A 16,935-nucleotide genomic window follows, 5' to 3' on the forward strand; every position below is an offset into this window, starting at 1 on the left:
AGCCCACAAAAACATCACAACAGGAGTAAATAATGAGATATATCAAAAAACTAATCGCTGCACTGGGACTATGTTTCAGCAGCACGGGATTTGCCGCTACCGAAGGCAATACGTACAAACTATACTTTTTGGGCGGCCAGTCGAACATGGAGGGTTTCGGCTATACCAATGAACTACCAAAAGGGGAATTTAAAATTAATGACAGGGTAAAAATTTTTTCTGGACAGCCGGCCCTGGACAACCAAACTCATGGTGGCGTCGGCTTGTGGCAAACTCTAGAACCGGGTTTTGGTACAGGTTTTAAAACCGACGGTAAGAAAAACATACTTTCCGGACGCTTTGGCCCCGAGCTCTTTTTTGGTCAAGTGATGGCCAGCACCTATCCGCAAGAGCGCATTGCCATTATTAAATACGCTGCCGGTGGCACAGGTCTGGCCCAAGGCGTAGGGTATGGAAACTGGCATCCGGACTTCAACGAAGGTGCGGGACTAAATCAATACGACCACGCCTTAAAAACCATACGAAACGCTTTTGCAAATCGCGATATAGATGGCGACGGTGCTCCCGACACCCTGATTCCTTCAGGGATTGTTTGGATGCAAGGAGAGGCCGATGCCTATGACAGCCAGGCTGCCGCCGATGCCTACCGTGCTAACCTTCAGCGCTTAATGGATTTACTGCGGGCCACGCTGCGCGTGGATGACCTGCCCGTGGTCATTGGCAAAATCACCGACTCAGGAATGAGTGAAGACGGGAGCGTAATGGACTACATCAAAACGGTACAAGATGCTCAGCAAGACTACGTAAAAAGTGATACCTGCGCAGCCTACATGACTGCCACGAAAGACTTCGGTTACCTAGATGACGGCTGGCATTACAACACCGAAGGCGTTATTCGCATGGGCGCTGAATTTGCCAAAACGATGAGTAAACTGGAAGCGAAATGTGGTAAATAATGCTCCGAGGTATGTAAGTATTTGATTATACATGCAGGGTATACTGTAAATATGGATACCCTGCATGAAAAAGTACAATTATTGATTGACCCCAGAATTAATATGGAAATAAACGAGTTTCAAAAATCTGAAAACCTGTCAATCTCCATGATATTGGCTGTCATCTATCCGCTGTAACTCTCAGCAATTGTCCACAGACCGCTTCCGCATGACGATTTCTTCTCATTTTGAAAGGTTAGATGTCATTTTCAAGTTCTTCATACATTTTGCTTTGATAGTAGGTACACTAACTAGTATGAACAATCCCTAAAATGCAACTATGCCCAGCCGTCAAATTCCACGCCCCAGGCACCACCACCCACCTGTTTCATTTTTTATCGCCACATTGATCTGGTGTACCGCGTAAATACAGGGAAGAGAGGCTTCCCTAGTATTCCCCACATTCGAGGCAGTGTAGACTGTAAGTCATTGTCCGGTCGTTGACTTCCACCAGGTAGTCGCCGACGACAGGGGTATAGATATCCGCCCCGGTTCGATCGAGCGTTCCATCGGCTCCGCTATCGCCGTAGTTCTGACGCCAATCCCCGTAGACATCGAACTTAAATCGCTGATCCGCCTGACCATCAAAGGAAACCGAAATCTGCCAGGTATGGTCGGCAACAAGAGCCATGGTGTCCACGCCCCAACCATTCGCGGTACCGCGGAAATATAGTTGCGGAAAATTCTGCGCGGCACACTCTCTGCAGGGAGCAGCTACAGCGCCGCCATGAATAGCCGCGGCAGAATTGGCGGCGATATTGAAGGTCGCGTAACCCTTGCCATCAACGGTAATCATATGACCGCTGCAAGCGTCGTCGCCGGCAAGCACGTTGCAGTATTCCCCGGCAGGCAAGCCTGTGTACAAGGTTTGATTGAGCTGGCCGGACTCATTATTGATCACCACAAAACCCTTATTGCCACGGCCAAAGGCGATCTGGTTATTGCCGTTATCCCACCAATTGGTCATCGCTGTGCCATCCACAAAATTGCGGAAGCCAACCATATTGGCAATATTGCCCCACCGGTGCTGACACACCCAGGCACTGTTGGTACAGCCCTGCGGGCCAGTGGCGGGTGGGCCGATGTCGGTATTTGTAAATCTGTAACCGGACATCACTTTGGGATAGCCATAGGGGTGTGCAAGCATAAAAACATTGGCGAGGTTGTATTTTGCTCCATCCTTGTAAGTGAGATTGCCGCCACCACCATGGCCCCGTTCGCGATCGTGGTTATCGACAAAGTTGACCGCTTTATACGACGGCAACAATCCCCAGGACTCACCGATACTGGCAAGGTATTTGATCTGACCGTTAAAGTTACTGGCCAGGTCGGTGCCGTATTTAAATTCAGTCACATGGCCCAGGTAGGTATAATTTCCCGGCTGAATTTCCGCCGCTTCACCCGCCGCACCAATCACTTCGGAAAAGACCCAGGGGTTGCCGGCCTTATTGAGAATCGCCTGCAGGTCTCCCGGCGCCATATGCTTGACCGCGTCCACGCGGAAACCGTCCACCCCCATGCCCTTCAGCTTATTGAAGTAGGCCGCCAATCGATCCTGTACATAACCGGAACCCGTATTCAGATCTGGCAGCCCGCTGAGCCGGCAATTCCACACGTTATAGGCATCACCGTAGTTGCTGACGGTGCAATCAGAGTGGTAATCCTGTGGCGAGAACTCCGGGTGATTGGTCACCGACCAGGGCGTTCCTCCCCAGCCTGTGCCGCCCTGGTTCCAGGCAGCGGTGTGATTTATCACCATATCCGCGTAGACCTTCACCCCAGCGGCGTGACAGCGCTGAATCATGCTCGCCAGCTCCGCTTCGGTGCCACTGCGACTGGTGAGATTGGTATAGGTCACCGGCTGATAGCGCGCCCACCAAGTATCCAGGCTGATATGCTCCTGCGGCGGGGATATCTGCACGGCATCGAATCCCTTGGGGCCGAGGAAATTTTCACACTCGCTGGCAATATCATTCCAGCGCCATTCAAACAGATGCACAAACGCGGTACCCGCACTGGCATTACCGGCAGATAGTGCGCCCAGCGCGAGGCCCACACCACTGAGCCAACACCTGAATCCCTGTGGTTTTTTCATCGTAATTTTCCTTTTCTCTTTTGGGGGGAATCTCTGGTTAATTTGTATAAACGCGCTATAGCGATATTTAGACGCTATCTAGAAAACAAAACTACTGGTGAACTTCTGATTGATTGCTGCTTGGGCTTTAAAGGTGCGCTGCACCGAGACAAATAGCGCAACTGATAGCGTCGTGGATTTTCCAATCCGACGAGACACCTTTTGCGGAACAGGAAAATAGTAGACTGGGGAAGGCAAGCAGCCGGAGCTGAGCGCCGGGAAAGGGATTATTCATCGCTCTGTACCATTATTATTTTTTAGATTTATTGACCGAGCAGCGCGGTACAGCAATGGCTCCGGCTTGTGACAACAGCAGCTTCACAGCCTAGATGGGGATAAAGACGGAACACATCCTCCCCCAAAGGGGGCGTAGTGGAAAATTATGACAGAGATCGCCTTTTGTGCCCGAAAAATGCAGGCCCTCACAGAAAAACGCCGCACAAGGCGGCGGAAATCAGAAGAGAGGATGACGATATAAAAAGGAACAATAATTAAGGAACCTCTGATTAATTCGCGCGAACACTCTGGTAGCTTCCGGGGCGCTCAGGCAATAGGACGGGAATTTCGAAAACGCACGAGTACTTCCCTGTAGCTCCGACGGATACATCCCTGTATCCGACGGAGCTACAGGCGAGTATTCGTGTATTCACATTGCCTGAGCGCCCCTGAAACAACTACAGCGGTCAGACGAATGAATCACAGGCGCCTTAATGGCTGTTTGCGGCCTGTCCCAGCAACAGGAGATCGAACTCCGTATCAAACGCCACCCGGCCGTTCTTAACCACCGCCTCAAGACCGGAATAAAAATCCTTCACTCGTGTACCTTCGGCAAACAAACCGTATACCGGCAGGGATTTTTTCCCGGTGCCAGTACCGATAGATACCAGCACGGACGCTTCTCCCTCCAGCGTGCGGGCAAAAGTGTAGGGCTTGTCCTGCAGTTTTCTGTGCACCCCGGCACCGACTGCCGGGTGCGCCTGGCGGAATTGGCCCAGCTTCCGCCAGTGATCCAGAACCTCACGTTTTTCCGTCTTTTCGAGGTCGCTCCAGTTCATCGGCGTGCGCAGCTGGGCGTCCCCTTCTGCATCACTGGCCATCAGAGGCCGAGCCACTTCGTCGCCGTAATAGATTTGCGCCGCGCCCGGCGCCAGTAACAACTTGAGCGCTGCCTCCCGCGGCCGTTGGCGTTCGCGGTCGAAAGAGTGCGCATCGTCGTGTGAAGTGAGGTAATTGAGTACATTCAAGCCACCGAGCGCCCCGCCGTGCAGCATTTTCGAATAACTGGAAAAGATAGATTCCATATCTTCTTTTGCGGCGCGCGCAGTCATATCGAAATTGATCAGGCTATCGAAGCCATAGTCGAAGAAGTCCACCTTGCGATCACCGAAATCGTATTCGCGCCCGCCGGTGATACCGTAGCCGTAAACTTCCCCGATCATATAAAAATCGCGGTCATCGAGTTTTTTGTCCGGGTTGCGCTTTTTCCAATCCGCCAGTGCGAGGCTCGCCTCCCTCTTCAGCACTTGCCAAACCTCCGGCTCCACATGCTTGACGGTGTCCACCCGGAAGCCGTCCACGCCGTACTCACGCACCCAGTCAGTAATCCACTTCACCAGATAGTATTTCGGTGCGCGCGGATAACCGGTGCGCTGGAAAAAGGCTTCCAGTTCCGCCTGCTCCTGTTCGAGGCGCCCCTCGGCTTTCCATTTGTCGACCAGCTGTGGCGGCAGCGCCACCGGCTTTTCATCCTCTGTACGGATATCCGGCAGGTTTTTGACCAGCGTGCAGGACACCGTGCCAGAAAAACCACTCCAGTCGCAGACCGGCTCCGCACGCACCCAGGATTCCGGCCAGAGCGGGTCCTTATCTGTCACCGGGCCCGTGTGGTTGACGATCACATCGAGCAGCACGCGGATGCCGTGACGATGGGCCGTTTCGATCAGCTCCGCCAGCTTTGCCTCGCTGCCGAAATTCCGGTCCACGCTGGTCCAGTCCTTGGGCCAATAACCGTGAAAAGCGTAAGTGCGGCCGGTGCCTTCGTCAGTGGCGCCGTGGATCTGCTCGTAAACCGGGGACATCCACAGGGCATCTACCCCCAGTGCGTTGAAATACCCCTGGTTCAGCTTATCGATAACCCCCTGCAGATCGCCGCCGTGAAAACCGCGCAAGGGCGCAGCGTCATTCCCGCGGCCGTAGGACAAATCGTTTTCCGGATCGCCATTGGCAAAGCGGTCCGGCAGCAGGAAGTAAACAGTAGCGTTGCGCCAGAAAGCGTCTGCGTTGGTATCCGCGACAGCGTCTGCATCCCTCTCCGCGCAGGCACTTGAACACAGCAGCAAAGCTGCGCATAAGCTGGCAAATTTCCTCATTATTCTCTCTGCTCATTGATCGCAATTTGGTCAATGCAACTTTAGCGACCCGTCTCTGTCCCACATCCTCCACCCCGGGGGCGTAGGCCGCTCTATTGCCCCGCGCGCTGTCACCGAGCCTGGAACACGCCGCCGGGCCCTGGTGACGCTGAGACTGTGCCGGTCGAAAGCTTTGCGGCCCGCGCCTGTGCGGAGTAATGTAGCTACACTGAATTCTGCGTCACAGGAAACCGCTAATCGGCAGCGCGGTCCAACAGTCAAACCTCAGCTACAGGAGGCAGGGAATGTCGGAAAATCAGTCGACCCAGTGGATCATCGGCCTGGTTGTCTTTGCAGCGGTAGCGGCGGGCGCCTACTGGTTTTGGTCCGCAGACAAAACAGAGGCGCCACCCAAGGCGGTAATAGAAGAGCCGGCGCCAGAGCCCGAACCTATGCCCGAAATCGCGGCACCACCGCCCCCGGAACCGGCACCCGTGCCCGAGCCCGAGAAGGGGCCGCCCCCGGCCCTGAACGAGAGCGACGAAGCCGCATACCGGGATCTGATGAGTCTCGCTCCCGACGGCGCCCTGGCCAAGTGGCTGGTGCCCGATGAAGTGGTGCGCAAGTGGGTAGCCGCAGTCAACGCCGCCTCCCGCGGCGAGCTGATCCACAAACACCGTCCCCTAAAAACCATCAAAGGGCCAATCGCGATCACCGAGGCAGGTCCCACCGGCATAGAATTGTCCCCGGAGAACTACCGCCGCTATGATCAAGCGGTGCGCCTCTTCTCCATGATGGACACCGACACCGCCGTGGAAATCTACCGCTATTGGTACCCGCGCCTGGCCCAGGCCTATGCCGAGCTGGGTATCAGAAATAAGAATTTCCACCAAGAAGTCATGGAGGCCATCGACAAGGTTCTGGCGGCGCCGGCAGCAGAGGAGCCTATCCAGCTGGTGCGCCCTTCTGTCTACTACAAATTCGCCGATCCCGAGCTGGAAAAGCTGCCCGGACTGCACAAACTGATGATCCGTATGGGGCCGGATAACGCCGCGCGGGTCAAGGAAAAACTGCGGGAGCTGAAAGCGGCATTGGAGCAGATTCCGCTGCAACAATCCGAATAGTCACCACCTGAAGCCACGGCACAGGGTTTGTGCTAATCTCCTCCACAGCGGCCGCTGCCGGCCGGAAGGTTGAACCCGGCCGCTGCGGTACGAAAACAACAAGAAGATCCATTCCAGCCGAGGAGAGAAAATGCAGGCCGAGCAGACTACTGTCTTTGTTGTCGTAGACCCCAATGACGAAAAACATGTGGCGCTGGAGCGCGCCCTGATCATCGCCAAGCTCCGCAACCCCCAACCCAAACTGGTCATCTTCGTCGCCGTGGACGGCGAGGCGGTAGACACGCGCGCGGTCAACGACCACCTGTTCCGCGACGAAACCTGGTTCCGTGAAAAAATCCGCCAGCCTGCGGAAGACGCTGGCGTGGAGCATGAACTCCTGGTGTGCTGGTCCAGTGACTGGCAGGGTTCCATTATTCAGGAATCAAAGCGCTACAACGCCGAAATGATTTACCTGCCGCTCCACCCGAAAACCAACCGCCGTTGGACTTTCGCCGAATCCAAGTGGGAAGTACTCAAGAAAGCCAAATGCCCGGTGGTGCTGATCCGTCCCGGCGCCAAAGACAGCCGTCAAGTTGTCCTGGCCACGGTCAACTACCAAGCCCAGACATCGCAGCAACGTCAACTCAACCGGCAGATCACCGAGCGCGCCAACTATATCACCAGCTGTTATGAAGGCGCTGAACTCCACCTGGTGAACGCCTACCTGGACTCCATGCTCTACCCAGACCGCGGCGCCCTGGCCAAACTTGCGGATAAGACCGGCGTACCCACCAGCCGCATTCACGTGAGGCAGGGCTATACCAACGAAGTGGTCGCCCAGGTGGCGAAAGAAATCGATGCGGACCTTGTGGTGATGGGCACCCTGAACCAGTATGGCGCCACCGGCTCACTACTGCGGGGCAATACCGCGGAGCGAGTGATCGCCTCCCTGGATACAGATGTGATGGTTTGTAACGAATTCACCACAACGACCAAGTGAACCTCACCCAAAGCGCTCCACTCACTGATTAGACAAGAGCGCCTCTCGCAAGCCAGTCAGTCAAACCCGCTGACTGGCATTTCTTCCCTCCCGCACTAACTCTCCACCGGATGTGGTCAAAAGTCACCCACTACAGAGGTACAGCCTTCCGTTTGTTGTCGGCCTTCTGTTGCCCCCTCACTGTAAGAAGCACCGGGTTTTCCAGAGCATAGAAGGCGACGACCAACCCTGTCTACGCCCTTAGAGGGGAGGAGGGTTGCAACCGTGGCTATAGATAACATCAGATCGAGCCTTTAGATGAGGTAAAAGCGGTTTCATCCCCTGCTGCTGGGTACGCTGTTCTTTACCTGTGCATAAATCGGGGGCTGCGGGCTCAAAGACGTGACACTGATCCGTTCACTCACACAACACTATAAGAGACAAAACCCAATGAAAAAGAAAAAAAATGTATTGCGATGTTTGGGATCTTCCATTGCGCTGACCGCCACAGTCGGCTTGAGCACGCTATCAGCACAGCAAGCGGAAGCGGCAACGTCCTCCGGTATGCTCTCCCCGGTCACTCCTAAGGACGTCGTTTACCAGATTATTACCGACCGCTTTGTCGACGGCGATACTTCCAACAACATCCCGACAGGATCGAGCGCCAGTCTGTTTGACGATCCAGACCAGGACGGCCTCGGTAACGGAGACGACCTGAAACTGTATCAGGGCGGCGATTGGCAGGGGATCATCGATAAAATTTCCTACCTGAAAAACATGGGCGTTACCGCGGTGTGGATTTCCGCCCCCTACGAAAACCGCGATACGCCAATTTACGACTACCAGCAGAGCGGTGGCTACGACCTCTGGACCAGCTTCCACGGTTATCATGTGCGCAACTATTTCGCCACCAACAAGCACTTCGGCCTGATGCAGGATTTCGAAGCGCTGAGGGACGCGCTGCACGCCAACGGCATAAAGCTCATTATCGATTTTGTATCCAACCATACGAGCCGCGGCACCAACCCGACCAGCGGCAACTCACCGGAGGACGGCAAGCTGTACGAGCCTGACAAGGACAGCAACGGCGACTATGTCTTTGACTCAAACGGCAACCCTGTAGACTACAACTCCGATGGAAACGTCGAAAACCTGCTCGCCGATCCCAACTATGACATCAACGGCTGGTTCCACAACCTCGGTGACCGAGGCAGTGATGACACACAGTTCGGGTACCGCTTTAAGGACTTGGGCTCTCTGTCTGATTTCTCCACTGAGAACGCAGCGGTTGTAGAACATCTGGAAAAAGCGGCCACCTTCTGGAAATCCAAAGGCGTGGATGGTTTCCGCCACGACGCAACCCTGCATATGAGCCCCTCATTCGCCAAGGGGTTCAAGGATGCGATTGACTCCGCAAGCGGTGGTCCGCTTACCCACTTCGGAGAGTTCTTTATCGGACGTCCAGACCCGAAATACGATGAATACCAGTCTTTCCCGGATCGCACGGGTATAAACAATCTCGATTTTGAGTACTTCCGCGCATCAACCAACGCTTTCGGCTACTTCTCTGAGACGATGAGTGCATTCGGCCAGATGCTGATTGCGACCAGCGCAGATTACGAGTACGAGAATCAGGCAGTCACTTTCCTCGACAACCATGACGTCACCCGATTCCGCTACATTCAACCAAACGACAAACCTTACCATGCGGCTCTGGCCACACTGCTCACCGCACGCGGCACGCCCAACATCTACTACGGTACAGAACAATACCTGACCTCTGCCGACAGTAGCGACATTTCCGGGCGGGTGTTTATGGAAAGGGAGACCTCGTTCGATCAGACAACCACGGCCTACAAGATCATTCAGGCCCTGTCCGCACTGCGCAGGCAGAATGAAGCGGTCGCCTATGGCGAAACCGCCATACTTTACAGCAGCGACGATGTGCTTGTTTTCAAACGGCAGTTCTATGACAAGCAGGTGATTGTCGCGGTAAACCGCCAACCAGACCTGTCCTTTACTGTCCCGGCAATCAATACGACCCTGCCTGCGGGAAGCTACGATGACGTGCTGAACGGCCTGCTGTACGGGGACTCCATGACCGTCAACAACGGAAAGATAGGCTCCTTTACACTCGCAGGTGGCGAAGTCAGTGTCTGGTCTTACAATCCCGATCTGGGCACCGCCATTCCCCGCATTGGCGATGTCGTGTCCACAATGGGACGCGCTGGAAATACCGTCTACATATACGGCACAGGTCTCGGCGGCACCGTTACCGTCAAATTTGACAGCACAGCGGCAACGGTAGTGTCCAACAGCGATACGATGATCGAAGCAATCGTACCCAATGTCAGTGCGGGAGCCAGACAGATTACGGTCACGAAAGGTACCAACGTCAGCAATCAGTTCCGCTACGAGGTATTGTCCGACGATCAGAATCAGGTCATCTTTAAAGTTAACGCCACTACCAGCTGGGGAGAGAATATCTATATCGTCGGTGATATTCCGGAACTGGGAAGCTGGGACACCTCCAAAGCTGTAGGCCCCTTCCATACGCCGAACTATCCGGAGTGGTTTCTGCCGGTCTCAGTGCCGAAGAACACCACCATTCAATACAAGTTCATCAAAAAGGACAGCAGTGGCAATGTAACCTGGGAAGGGGGGAACAACCGCTCCATTACATCTCCCTCTTCATCCACCGGGACTCTGGATACAAGCGTTTTAACCTGGCAGTAAACGCTTATCTGACCCCAAACGGAGAAAGCCTGGCCAGGAATGGCCAGGCTTTGCAGGGGTAACCCAAGGTTGTCCATGGTGACCTAGAGCGCCCATCAATCGAGCGGATGATTGCTTTACTCTAATTTTTATATTGATTCATGTGCGTTGAGAAAAAGTTGTCTATGAAAAACATTAGCCGGATCACAATAAGCGCCCTATTTTCCGCGGCACTCGCCTTTCCCACCGCATCCAACGCCGGCGAGAAAGTTGAGTTTGTGCCGCAATGGGCTAAACAAGTCGTCTGGTATCAGATCTTCCCAGAGCGCTTTCGCAATGGCGATACCACCAACGACCCCAAAGTGAAAGATATCCTCGGAGCGGACCCTCAGGATCCGCCGAAACACTGGCAGATCCACCCCTGGGGTAGCGACTGGTACAAATTACAGCCCTACGAGAAGGCCAACGGCGAACCGGAGTTGTGGAAACACCTGCTGCGGCGCCGCTATGGCGGCGACCTTCAAGGCGTTATCGATAAACTCGACTACCTGAAAGATCTCGGCATCAGCGCCGTCTACCTGAACCCTGTCTTCGATGCCCCGTCGCTGCACAAATACGATGGCGCCAGCTACCATCATATAGATCCAAACTTTGGCCCCGACCCGGAAGGGGACCGCAAACTGATGGCCACGGAAAATCCACTGGACCCTTCAACCTGGGTCTGGACCAAGGCCGATGAGCTGGCACTGAAGCTGATCGACGAAGCCCATAAGCGGGATATGAAAATTATCTTCGACGGTGTGTTCAACCATATGGGCATCAACAGCTTCGCCTTTCAAGACCTGCTGAAGCACCAGCAGGCGTCTCCCTATAAAGACTGGTTTATTGTCGAGTCTTTCCGCGACGAAAAAAAAGGAACGGAATTCAAGTATTCCGGTTGGTTTGGCGTAGCTTCTCTACCCGAGTTCAGGGAAGATGAAAACGGTCTGGTCAAAGGGCCTAGAGACTACGTATTTTCCGCAACTGAACGTTGGATGAATCCGAAAGGCAAAGGCATAGAACACGGCATCGACGGCTGGCGGCTGGACGTGGCCTTCGAGGTGCACCACAACTTCTGGAAAGCGTGGCGCAGCCATGTGAAGTCGGTCAATCCCGAGGCCTATCTCACTGCGGAAATTGTCGACGAGCCGGAGAAAGTGAAGCCGTATTTCCAGGGCGACGAGTTTGACGGCGAAATGAACTACAACTTTGCCTTCACCGCAGCCGAGTTCTTCTTCAACCCGCCGGGCATGAATATCAGTGCCAGCGAATTTGACCGCAAGCTAAAAGAACTCAGGAACCTGTATCCACAGGGTGTGGCCTATGTGGTGCAAAACTTGTTTGGCAGCCACGATTCCAACCGTATCGGCTCACATATCGTAAACCGCGGTATCGGCAACTTCCGGGATTGGGACAACTACTTCCCCACCTCACAGGTCACCAATAACCCCGACTACAACGTCAGGAAGCCCAACGCCCAGGAGATACAACTGCAAAAACTCTTTGCCATCTTCCAGATGACCTATGTGGGCGCACCGATGATTTATTACGGCGACGAAGTGGGCATGTGGGGCGCAAACGATCCGGATAGCCGCAAGCCGATGATCTGGCCGGACATCGAATACGAAGATGAAGTTTTCCTGCCCGACGGAAGCAAGCGATCGCCCGACAAGGTTGCCGTGAATAGTGATCTGCTGTCGCACTATCGAAAACTGATTCATATTCGCAACCAAAACCCGGCGCTGCAGCAGGGAGATTTTAATCCGGTAGTGATCGATGACGAGCGCCAGCTTTACGGTTATCTGCGGCAGTATCGCGACAATCGGGTATTGGTGATATTGAACAACTCTCCGAAGACACAGAGTATCTCGACAGAAATACTCGGTGATTCCACCTGGCGGGATCTACTCAGCAACAAAACAACTACGCTCGACCAGAGCCTGGGGGAAATCAAGATTTCTCCACGAAACGGGCTTGTGCTGGTAATGCAATAAAAGACCGGGTCCATTCTCTCGGAAAAATTCTGCGGAGAGCTGCGCGAAACAGCTCTCCGCAGAGCCGAGGAGCCCGCTCTCCGTTATCCAACATTCGGTAAATACTGTTCGTGCTCTGGCAGACTATTTACCGTGCCGTCGATCATAGTCCTCAGGCTCGCCATCAGATCTCCCAGTTGCTCTTCCGACAAAGCATCCGCAACTGGGTGATAATCCTCCGGCACTATGCCCTGCCCGATCATTACCTGCTGCCAGGCCGCCTCGCTAAACAAGTCGTCGTAATCGCGGAATACCTTGCCGGTTCTGCGGAATAGCTCCACCTTCTCGCTCAATGTATCCGGCACCCCCATCGCCTCACAGTCGCGCCAGAAATCACTATCCCGGCGCTGGTTGGCCTTGTAGTGCAGGATAATGAAATCGCGGATATGTTCGATTTCTACCCTGGACTGGCGGTTGAATTCGGCCACCTCTTCCGCGCGGATGCCGCGATGAGGGAACATTTTCATCAGCCGGGTGGCGGCGGTTTGAATCAAATGGATACTGGTGGATTCCAGAGGCTCCAGGAAGCCACTGGACAGGCCGATACTGACTACATTCCTGCACCATTGCTCGCCCCTGCGGCCGGTGCGGAACGGGATAACCCTGGGTTCCGCCAGTGGCTCACCATCCAGATTGCTCATCAATGCTTCCCGTGCCCGGTCATCACTCCAATGCTTACTGGAATATACCAGGCCGTTGCCCGTGCGGTGTTGCAGCGGAATACGCCACTGCCAGCCAGCCTCGTGGGCAATGGAGCGCGTGTAGGGCACGATGGGTTTTGCTGATGCACTGGGTACCGCCATGGCCCTGTCGCAAGGCAGCCACTGGGACCACGCCTCGTAGCCGACGCCCAGGGTTTTCTCTATTAGCAGCGCGGCCATACCGGTGCAATCCACAAACAGATCGCCGTCAATCTCCAGGCCAGACTCCAGTAGCAGGCCTTGGATAAAGCCGTTGTCCGACCGGACTCTCACCTCCTTGACCATACCTTCGATCCGCTTGACGCCCCGGCCCTCGCTATAGCGCCGCAGAAACTGGGCGTAGAGCCCCGCATCGAAGTGATAGGCGTAGGAGATACCGGGTAGATTGGTGCCTTGGATATGCGTCAGTGGAGCGAACTTATTGTTGATGGCCGCCTGGTAGTTCAACGAGTAATCCCAGAAGCTCGAAGTGTCGCCGCGCAGGCGACTGCGGTTCCAAATATGGTGAAAATCACAAAAGGCGAGATTCTTGCCGATACTGCCAAAGGCGTGCATATAGCTGTCGCCACGCCGCAGCCAGTTCTCAAACTGAATTCCCAGTTTTATAGTGCCTTTTGTGGCAGTTAGAAATTCCCGCTCATCAATCCCCAATGCACGGTTGAAATGGATTATCGGCGGGATGGTAGCTTCACCTACCCCTACAGTTCCGATGCGGTCCGATTCCACCAGAGTGATATCGATGACTTTTCCCAGCACCTTGGCTGCCAGGGCTGCAGTCATCCAGCCGGCGGTGCCGCCGCCCAGTATGACCAGTTTTTTTATACTTCCATCACGCACTTGAAACACCCGTTCGTGAAGCGAAAAATAAAAAGGCCCTTGCAACACGGGATTGCAAGGGCCTTCAACCTGTGAGACTAACTACCGGAAATCAGAACTCGTAACTGAAACCCAACAGATAGGTCTTGCCGTAGCTCTGATAGTCACGAACCTGTAGCTCATTGTCGCCACTCAGGGTAGTGAACGGCTCATCGGTCAGGTTAATGCCCTGCAGGAATACGGACAGGCCCTCGAGACCGCCAATACCGGATTCGGCAAAGTCGTAGCCAAGCTGTGCATCCCAGATGGTTTCACCCAATACTTCAACCTGTTTTGGTTCGAAAGCGATATCGTAAACCTCTCCTTTGAAGTCGGAGCGCTTGCGCATACTGGCCCGCGCTGAGAAACCGTACTTCTCATAGTAAAAGGTAAAAGTCTGGATTTTGTCGGACAAGCCCGGCAGCTCATAATCGTTGCCATATTGGTCTTCGATATCTGAGCTTACGCCAGTATGGCTGGCCAGCATGCCGAATCCGTCCAGGTATTCGCTGAACACGTTTAACGGCAGGGCGACAGAGACTTCGTAACCCTGCAAAGTACCGCCACCACCATTGACCTTGCTGCTGCGAGTCGCAGTGGTATTCACTCCGTCCGGTAGTTGCACGGCACTTAGGTCCATAATTTCGGAGAGATCCACCTCGTAAATATCGTCGAAGTGCCAGTTGTCCAGGTCTTTCCAGAACAAGGCGATAGAGAAGTAGCCTTCATCGCTGAAGTAGTTCTCATAGGACAAATCCAGGCCCACTGCTTCCTTCGGCTCCAGATAGGGATTACCTCCACTGATGCTGAAGTTATTGCCATTTGCGTCCTGTACTGCCAGGTAGTCGTAGCTCACGGAAGAATTCATCTCATCCATGCGCGCACGGGATATGGTCTTGGCCGCTCCAAAGCGCAGCGTCTGCTGCTCATCGAGCGCCAAGGCCAAGTTCAGACTCGGCAACAGATGTCCATAGTCGTGCTGGATATTGGACGGCACGGCAACCACCGCTCCGTCTTCAAGCTTCCCGGCGTAACCTTTAGACTCCACTTCGGTATGAACATAGCGCAGCCCCGCGCTACCAGTCAGCACCAAGCCGGCAACTTCGGTCTCGAAACCCGCTTCAACAAAGGCGGCAGTAACCTGCTCACCCACAGAATAAGACTTGGTCAGGTGCGAGAGATCGGCCAGGGACGCATCGGTCAGCTCATAGTAACCATCCGCCAGCAGGGCTTTGGAATCATAGGCGATCATTTCATCCATGCCGATAAAGTCCAGCGATACACTGCCCAGGCGATACGCCTCCGGCACTACGAGAGTATCCGGGAAAGCAGCCAGGGTTACGTAGTAACCGTGAGACTGTTTGTCTTTCTGCCGATCGCGGTAGGAAATACCATAGCTGATTTCGTTGACAATACCGGCATTGACCATCTGGGTCGCAGCCAACTTCAGAGAGGTCAGCTCATCATCAATTTCCGGCGCATTGAGAAAGCCGTCCTGCGCAGTATTTATCAGTGCATCATCAGTAACGTACTTGTTGTTGAGAGTTTCATTCCAGCCCCAGGTAAGCGGGCCGCCCAATTGGATCAGGTCCCAATCACTGTAATCCAATCCGTGAGTAAAGATAGCACCGGCATTACCAGAATTAAGGGTGTAACTTAGAGTATCGGCCACTCCCCCATTATCACCTCGACCGGTACCTGAGTAGCTCTCAAAGCTCCAGATCTGACGTTCTACCTTGGAGTGGCTGATATCAAACCCCAACTGCAGATCATCACTGAAATCGTATTCGACGTTAAACCCGAATGATTGCAGTTCGGCATCGCGATTCTCCACATCGTTTCGAACCACGACGCGCTGACCTTCGGTAATACCGCTGGTATAAAAGCCATTAGTCGCATCCCCGATAGGCTCGAAGACACCCTGCCCCCCAGCGAACGGGATTTCAATACCGCGCAGGATTTTCTCATCGGAGTAGTCCACATACAGGCTGTCGAAAGTCATATGCAGTTTGTCTGTGGGCCGGGCCTCGAGCACCAACATGGCGCTGTCCCGATCAAGAACAGACGAACGCACATAAGGCTTGGCCCCACTGAGCATGCTGGTCTCCGTAGAGTCCCATGGGGTTCCATCTGAATTTCGATTATTCTCGTCACCCGGCCAGCTCTTGTAAACACCCTGGTCAGTCACAAAAATCTCGGGATATCCCCAGGCATTCCAGCGCTCTTCCTGGTTCGGCGAGCTCATGGTGTTAAAGGCAAAGGCCACACCGATAGTGTCATCGGCAAATTGATCGATATAGGAGAAAGTGGTGCGGTAGCCGGAATCCTCACCGTCGGGATTCAGCTTATCGAAGCTGGTCATCTCGTACTGACCGCTGACCTTGACTAGCCGCTCGCCGCGCTCGAGGGGCTTAACGGTCTGCATATCGATCACACCCGCGATGCCCTCGGCTTCGAGATCGGCCGTCGGCGTTTTGTATACGGTAACGCCGCTCATAATCTCGGACGGGTACAGATCAAACTCAACGCCGCGGTTGTCACCGATGGACACCTGCTCGCGGCCGTTGAATGTGGTTGCGCTCTCGTTCTCACCAAAACCGCGGATAGTCACACGGCTGGCGCGGCCGTCCAGGCGCTGGGAGGCCAGGCCCGGCAGGCGGGAAATGGATTCTGCAATGGAGGAGTCGGGCAGCTTGCCGATATCTTCGGCGGATATGGCTTCAACGACCGCCTTGGCATCGCGCTTGGTGTCGATGGCATCCATCACACTCTTGCGGAAGCCGGTGACCGTTATCTCTTCCAGCTCCTGTGGCTCCGCGCCCTCTTGTGCATGCACGCCCAATGAAGCGGTCACAGTCGCCGCCACGGCAGCAGACAGCAGTGTCGGCCGGAAGCCCCCTTTACCTTTATTGGATAGACTCATCATCTTCTCCCAGGATTTATCGTTATGGTGAGGCCTTGCATCCTAGGCCTGCCAAATATCCGTAACATCCTCCCCCGAGGGGGGAGGAGGCGGGAGAATCCATGGCGCCC

9 protein-coding genes are annotated in these 16,935 nt (G+C 54.4%); 5 read left to right on the plus strand and 4 right to left on the minus strand.

Annotation, left to right across the window (positions count from 1 at the left end):
* The first annotated feature begins 32 nt into the window (after positions 1 to 32).
* Positions 33 to 956, plus strand: a complete 924-nt coding sequence (locus tag A3224_RS13640) for a sialate O-acetylesterase (RefSeq protein ID WP_067155733.1) — start codon at positions 33 to 35, stop codon at positions 954 to 956.
* Between the two features lie 427 nt (positions 957 to 1,383).
* Here A3224_RS13640 and A3224_RS13645 read toward each other — a convergent pair whose 3' ends face one another.
* Together A3224_RS13645 and A3224_RS13650 are read right to left on the minus strand one after the other, a co-directional pair.
* Entirely contained in the window at positions 1,384 to 3,090 is a 1,707-nt protein-coding gene (locus A3224_RS13645) for an alpha amylase C-terminal domain-containing protein (protein ID WP_067155736.1), read from the minus strand.
* Between the two features lie 746 nt (positions 3,091 to 3,836).
* Positions 3,837 to 5,498 carry an alpha-amylase family glycosyl hydrolase gene (locus A3224_RS13650; protein WP_067155739.1) on the minus strand — a complete coding sequence of 554 codons (1,662 nt, stop codon included), beginning with the start codon at positions 5,496 to 5,498 and terminating at the stop codon, positions 3,837 to 3,839.
* Positions 5,499 to 5,782: 284 nt separating this feature from the next.
* On the opposite strand from A3224_RS13650, the gene A3224_RS13655 reads away from it, so the two are divergent.
* From A3224_RS13655 to A3224_RS13670, 4 genes are all read left to right on the plus strand, one after another.
* Positions 5,783 to 6,601: a DUF3014 domain-containing protein gene (locus tag A3224_RS13655; RefSeq protein ID WP_067155742.1), complete on the plus strand. Its 819-nt coding sequence runs from the start codon at positions 5,783 to 5,785 to the stop codon at positions 6,599 to 6,601.
* A 130-nt stretch (positions 6,602 to 6,731) separates the two neighbouring features.
* Positions 6,732 to 7,580: a universal stress protein gene (locus A3224_RS13660; protein ID WP_067155745.1), complete on the plus strand. Its 849-nt coding sequence runs from the start codon at positions 6,732 to 6,734 to the stop codon at positions 7,578 to 7,580.
* A 429-nt stretch (positions 7,581 to 8,009) separates the two neighbouring features.
* Positions 8,010 to 10,295 carry an alpha-amylase family glycosyl hydrolase gene (locus A3224_RS13665; RefSeq protein WP_082817543.1) on the plus strand — a complete coding sequence of 762 codons (2,286 nt, stop codon included), beginning with the start codon at positions 8,010 to 8,012 and terminating at the stop codon, positions 10,293 to 10,295.
* A gap of 164 nt (positions 10,296 to 10,459) precedes the next feature.
* A complete protein-coding gene (locus A3224_RS13670) occupies positions 10,460 to 12,307 on the plus strand; it encodes a glycoside hydrolase family 13 protein (protein WP_082817544.1) in 1,848 nt (615 codons plus the stop codon).
* Positions 12,308 to 12,390: 83 nt separating this feature from the next.
* Here the strand turns inward: A3224_RS13670 and A3224_RS13675 are convergent, their stop codons facing one another.
* Together A3224_RS13675 and A3224_RS13680 are read right to left on the minus strand one after the other, a co-directional pair.
* Positions 12,391 to 13,884, minus strand: coding sequence for a tryptophan halogenase family protein (locus A3224_RS13675; RefSeq protein WP_067158056.1), 1,494 nt, complete (start codon positions 13,882 to 13,884; stop codon positions 12,391 to 12,393).
* A gap of 91 nt (positions 13,885 to 13,975) precedes the next feature.
* A complete protein-coding gene (locus A3224_RS13680; protein ID WP_067155748.1) occupies positions 13,976 to 16,825 on the minus strand; it encodes a TonB-dependent receptor in 2,850 nt (949 codons plus the stop codon).
* Positions 16,826 to 16,935: the final 110 nt, after the last annotated feature.

Origin of the sequence: Microbulbifer thermotolerans (assembly GCF_001617625.1) — a bacterium.
GTDB lineage: Bacteria > Pseudomonadota > Gammaproteobacteria > Pseudomonadales > Cellvibrionaceae > Microbulbifer > Microbulbifer thermotolerans.

Excerpts from the sequence above, each read along its gene's own strand:
- A3224_RS13660 (WP_067155745.1), top strand. The coding sequence starts at position 6,732 with ATGCAGGCCGAGCAGACTACTGTCTTTGTTGTCGTAGACCCCAATGAC.
- A3224_RS13640 (WP_067155733.1), top strand. The coding sequence starts at position 33 with ATGAGATATATCAAAAAACTAATCGCTGCACTGGGACTATGTTTCAGC.
- A3224_RS13645 (WP_067155736.1), bottom strand. The coding sequence starts at position 3,090 with ATGAAAAAACCACAGGGATTCAGGTGTTGGCTCAGTGGTGTGGGCCTC.
- A3224_RS13670 (WP_082817544.1), top strand. The coding sequence starts at position 10,460 with ATGAAAAACATTAGCCGGATCACAATAAGCGCCCTATTTTCCGCGGCA.
- A3224_RS13680 (WP_067155748.1), bottom strand. The coding sequence starts at position 16,825 with ATGAGTCTATCCAATAAAGGTAAAGGGGGCTTCCGGCCGACACTGCTG.
- A3224_RS13655 (WP_067155742.1), top strand. The coding sequence starts at position 5,783 with ATGTCGGAAAATCAGTCGACCCAGTGGATCATCGGCCTGGTTGTCTTT.
- A3224_RS13665 (WP_082817543.1), top strand. The coding sequence starts at position 8,010 with ATGAAAAAGAAAAAAAATGTATTGCGATGTTTGGGATCTTCCATTGCG.
- A3224_RS13650 (WP_067155739.1), bottom strand. The coding sequence starts at position 5,498 with ATGAGGAAATTTGCCAGCTTATGCGCAGCTTTGCTGCTGTGTTCAAGT.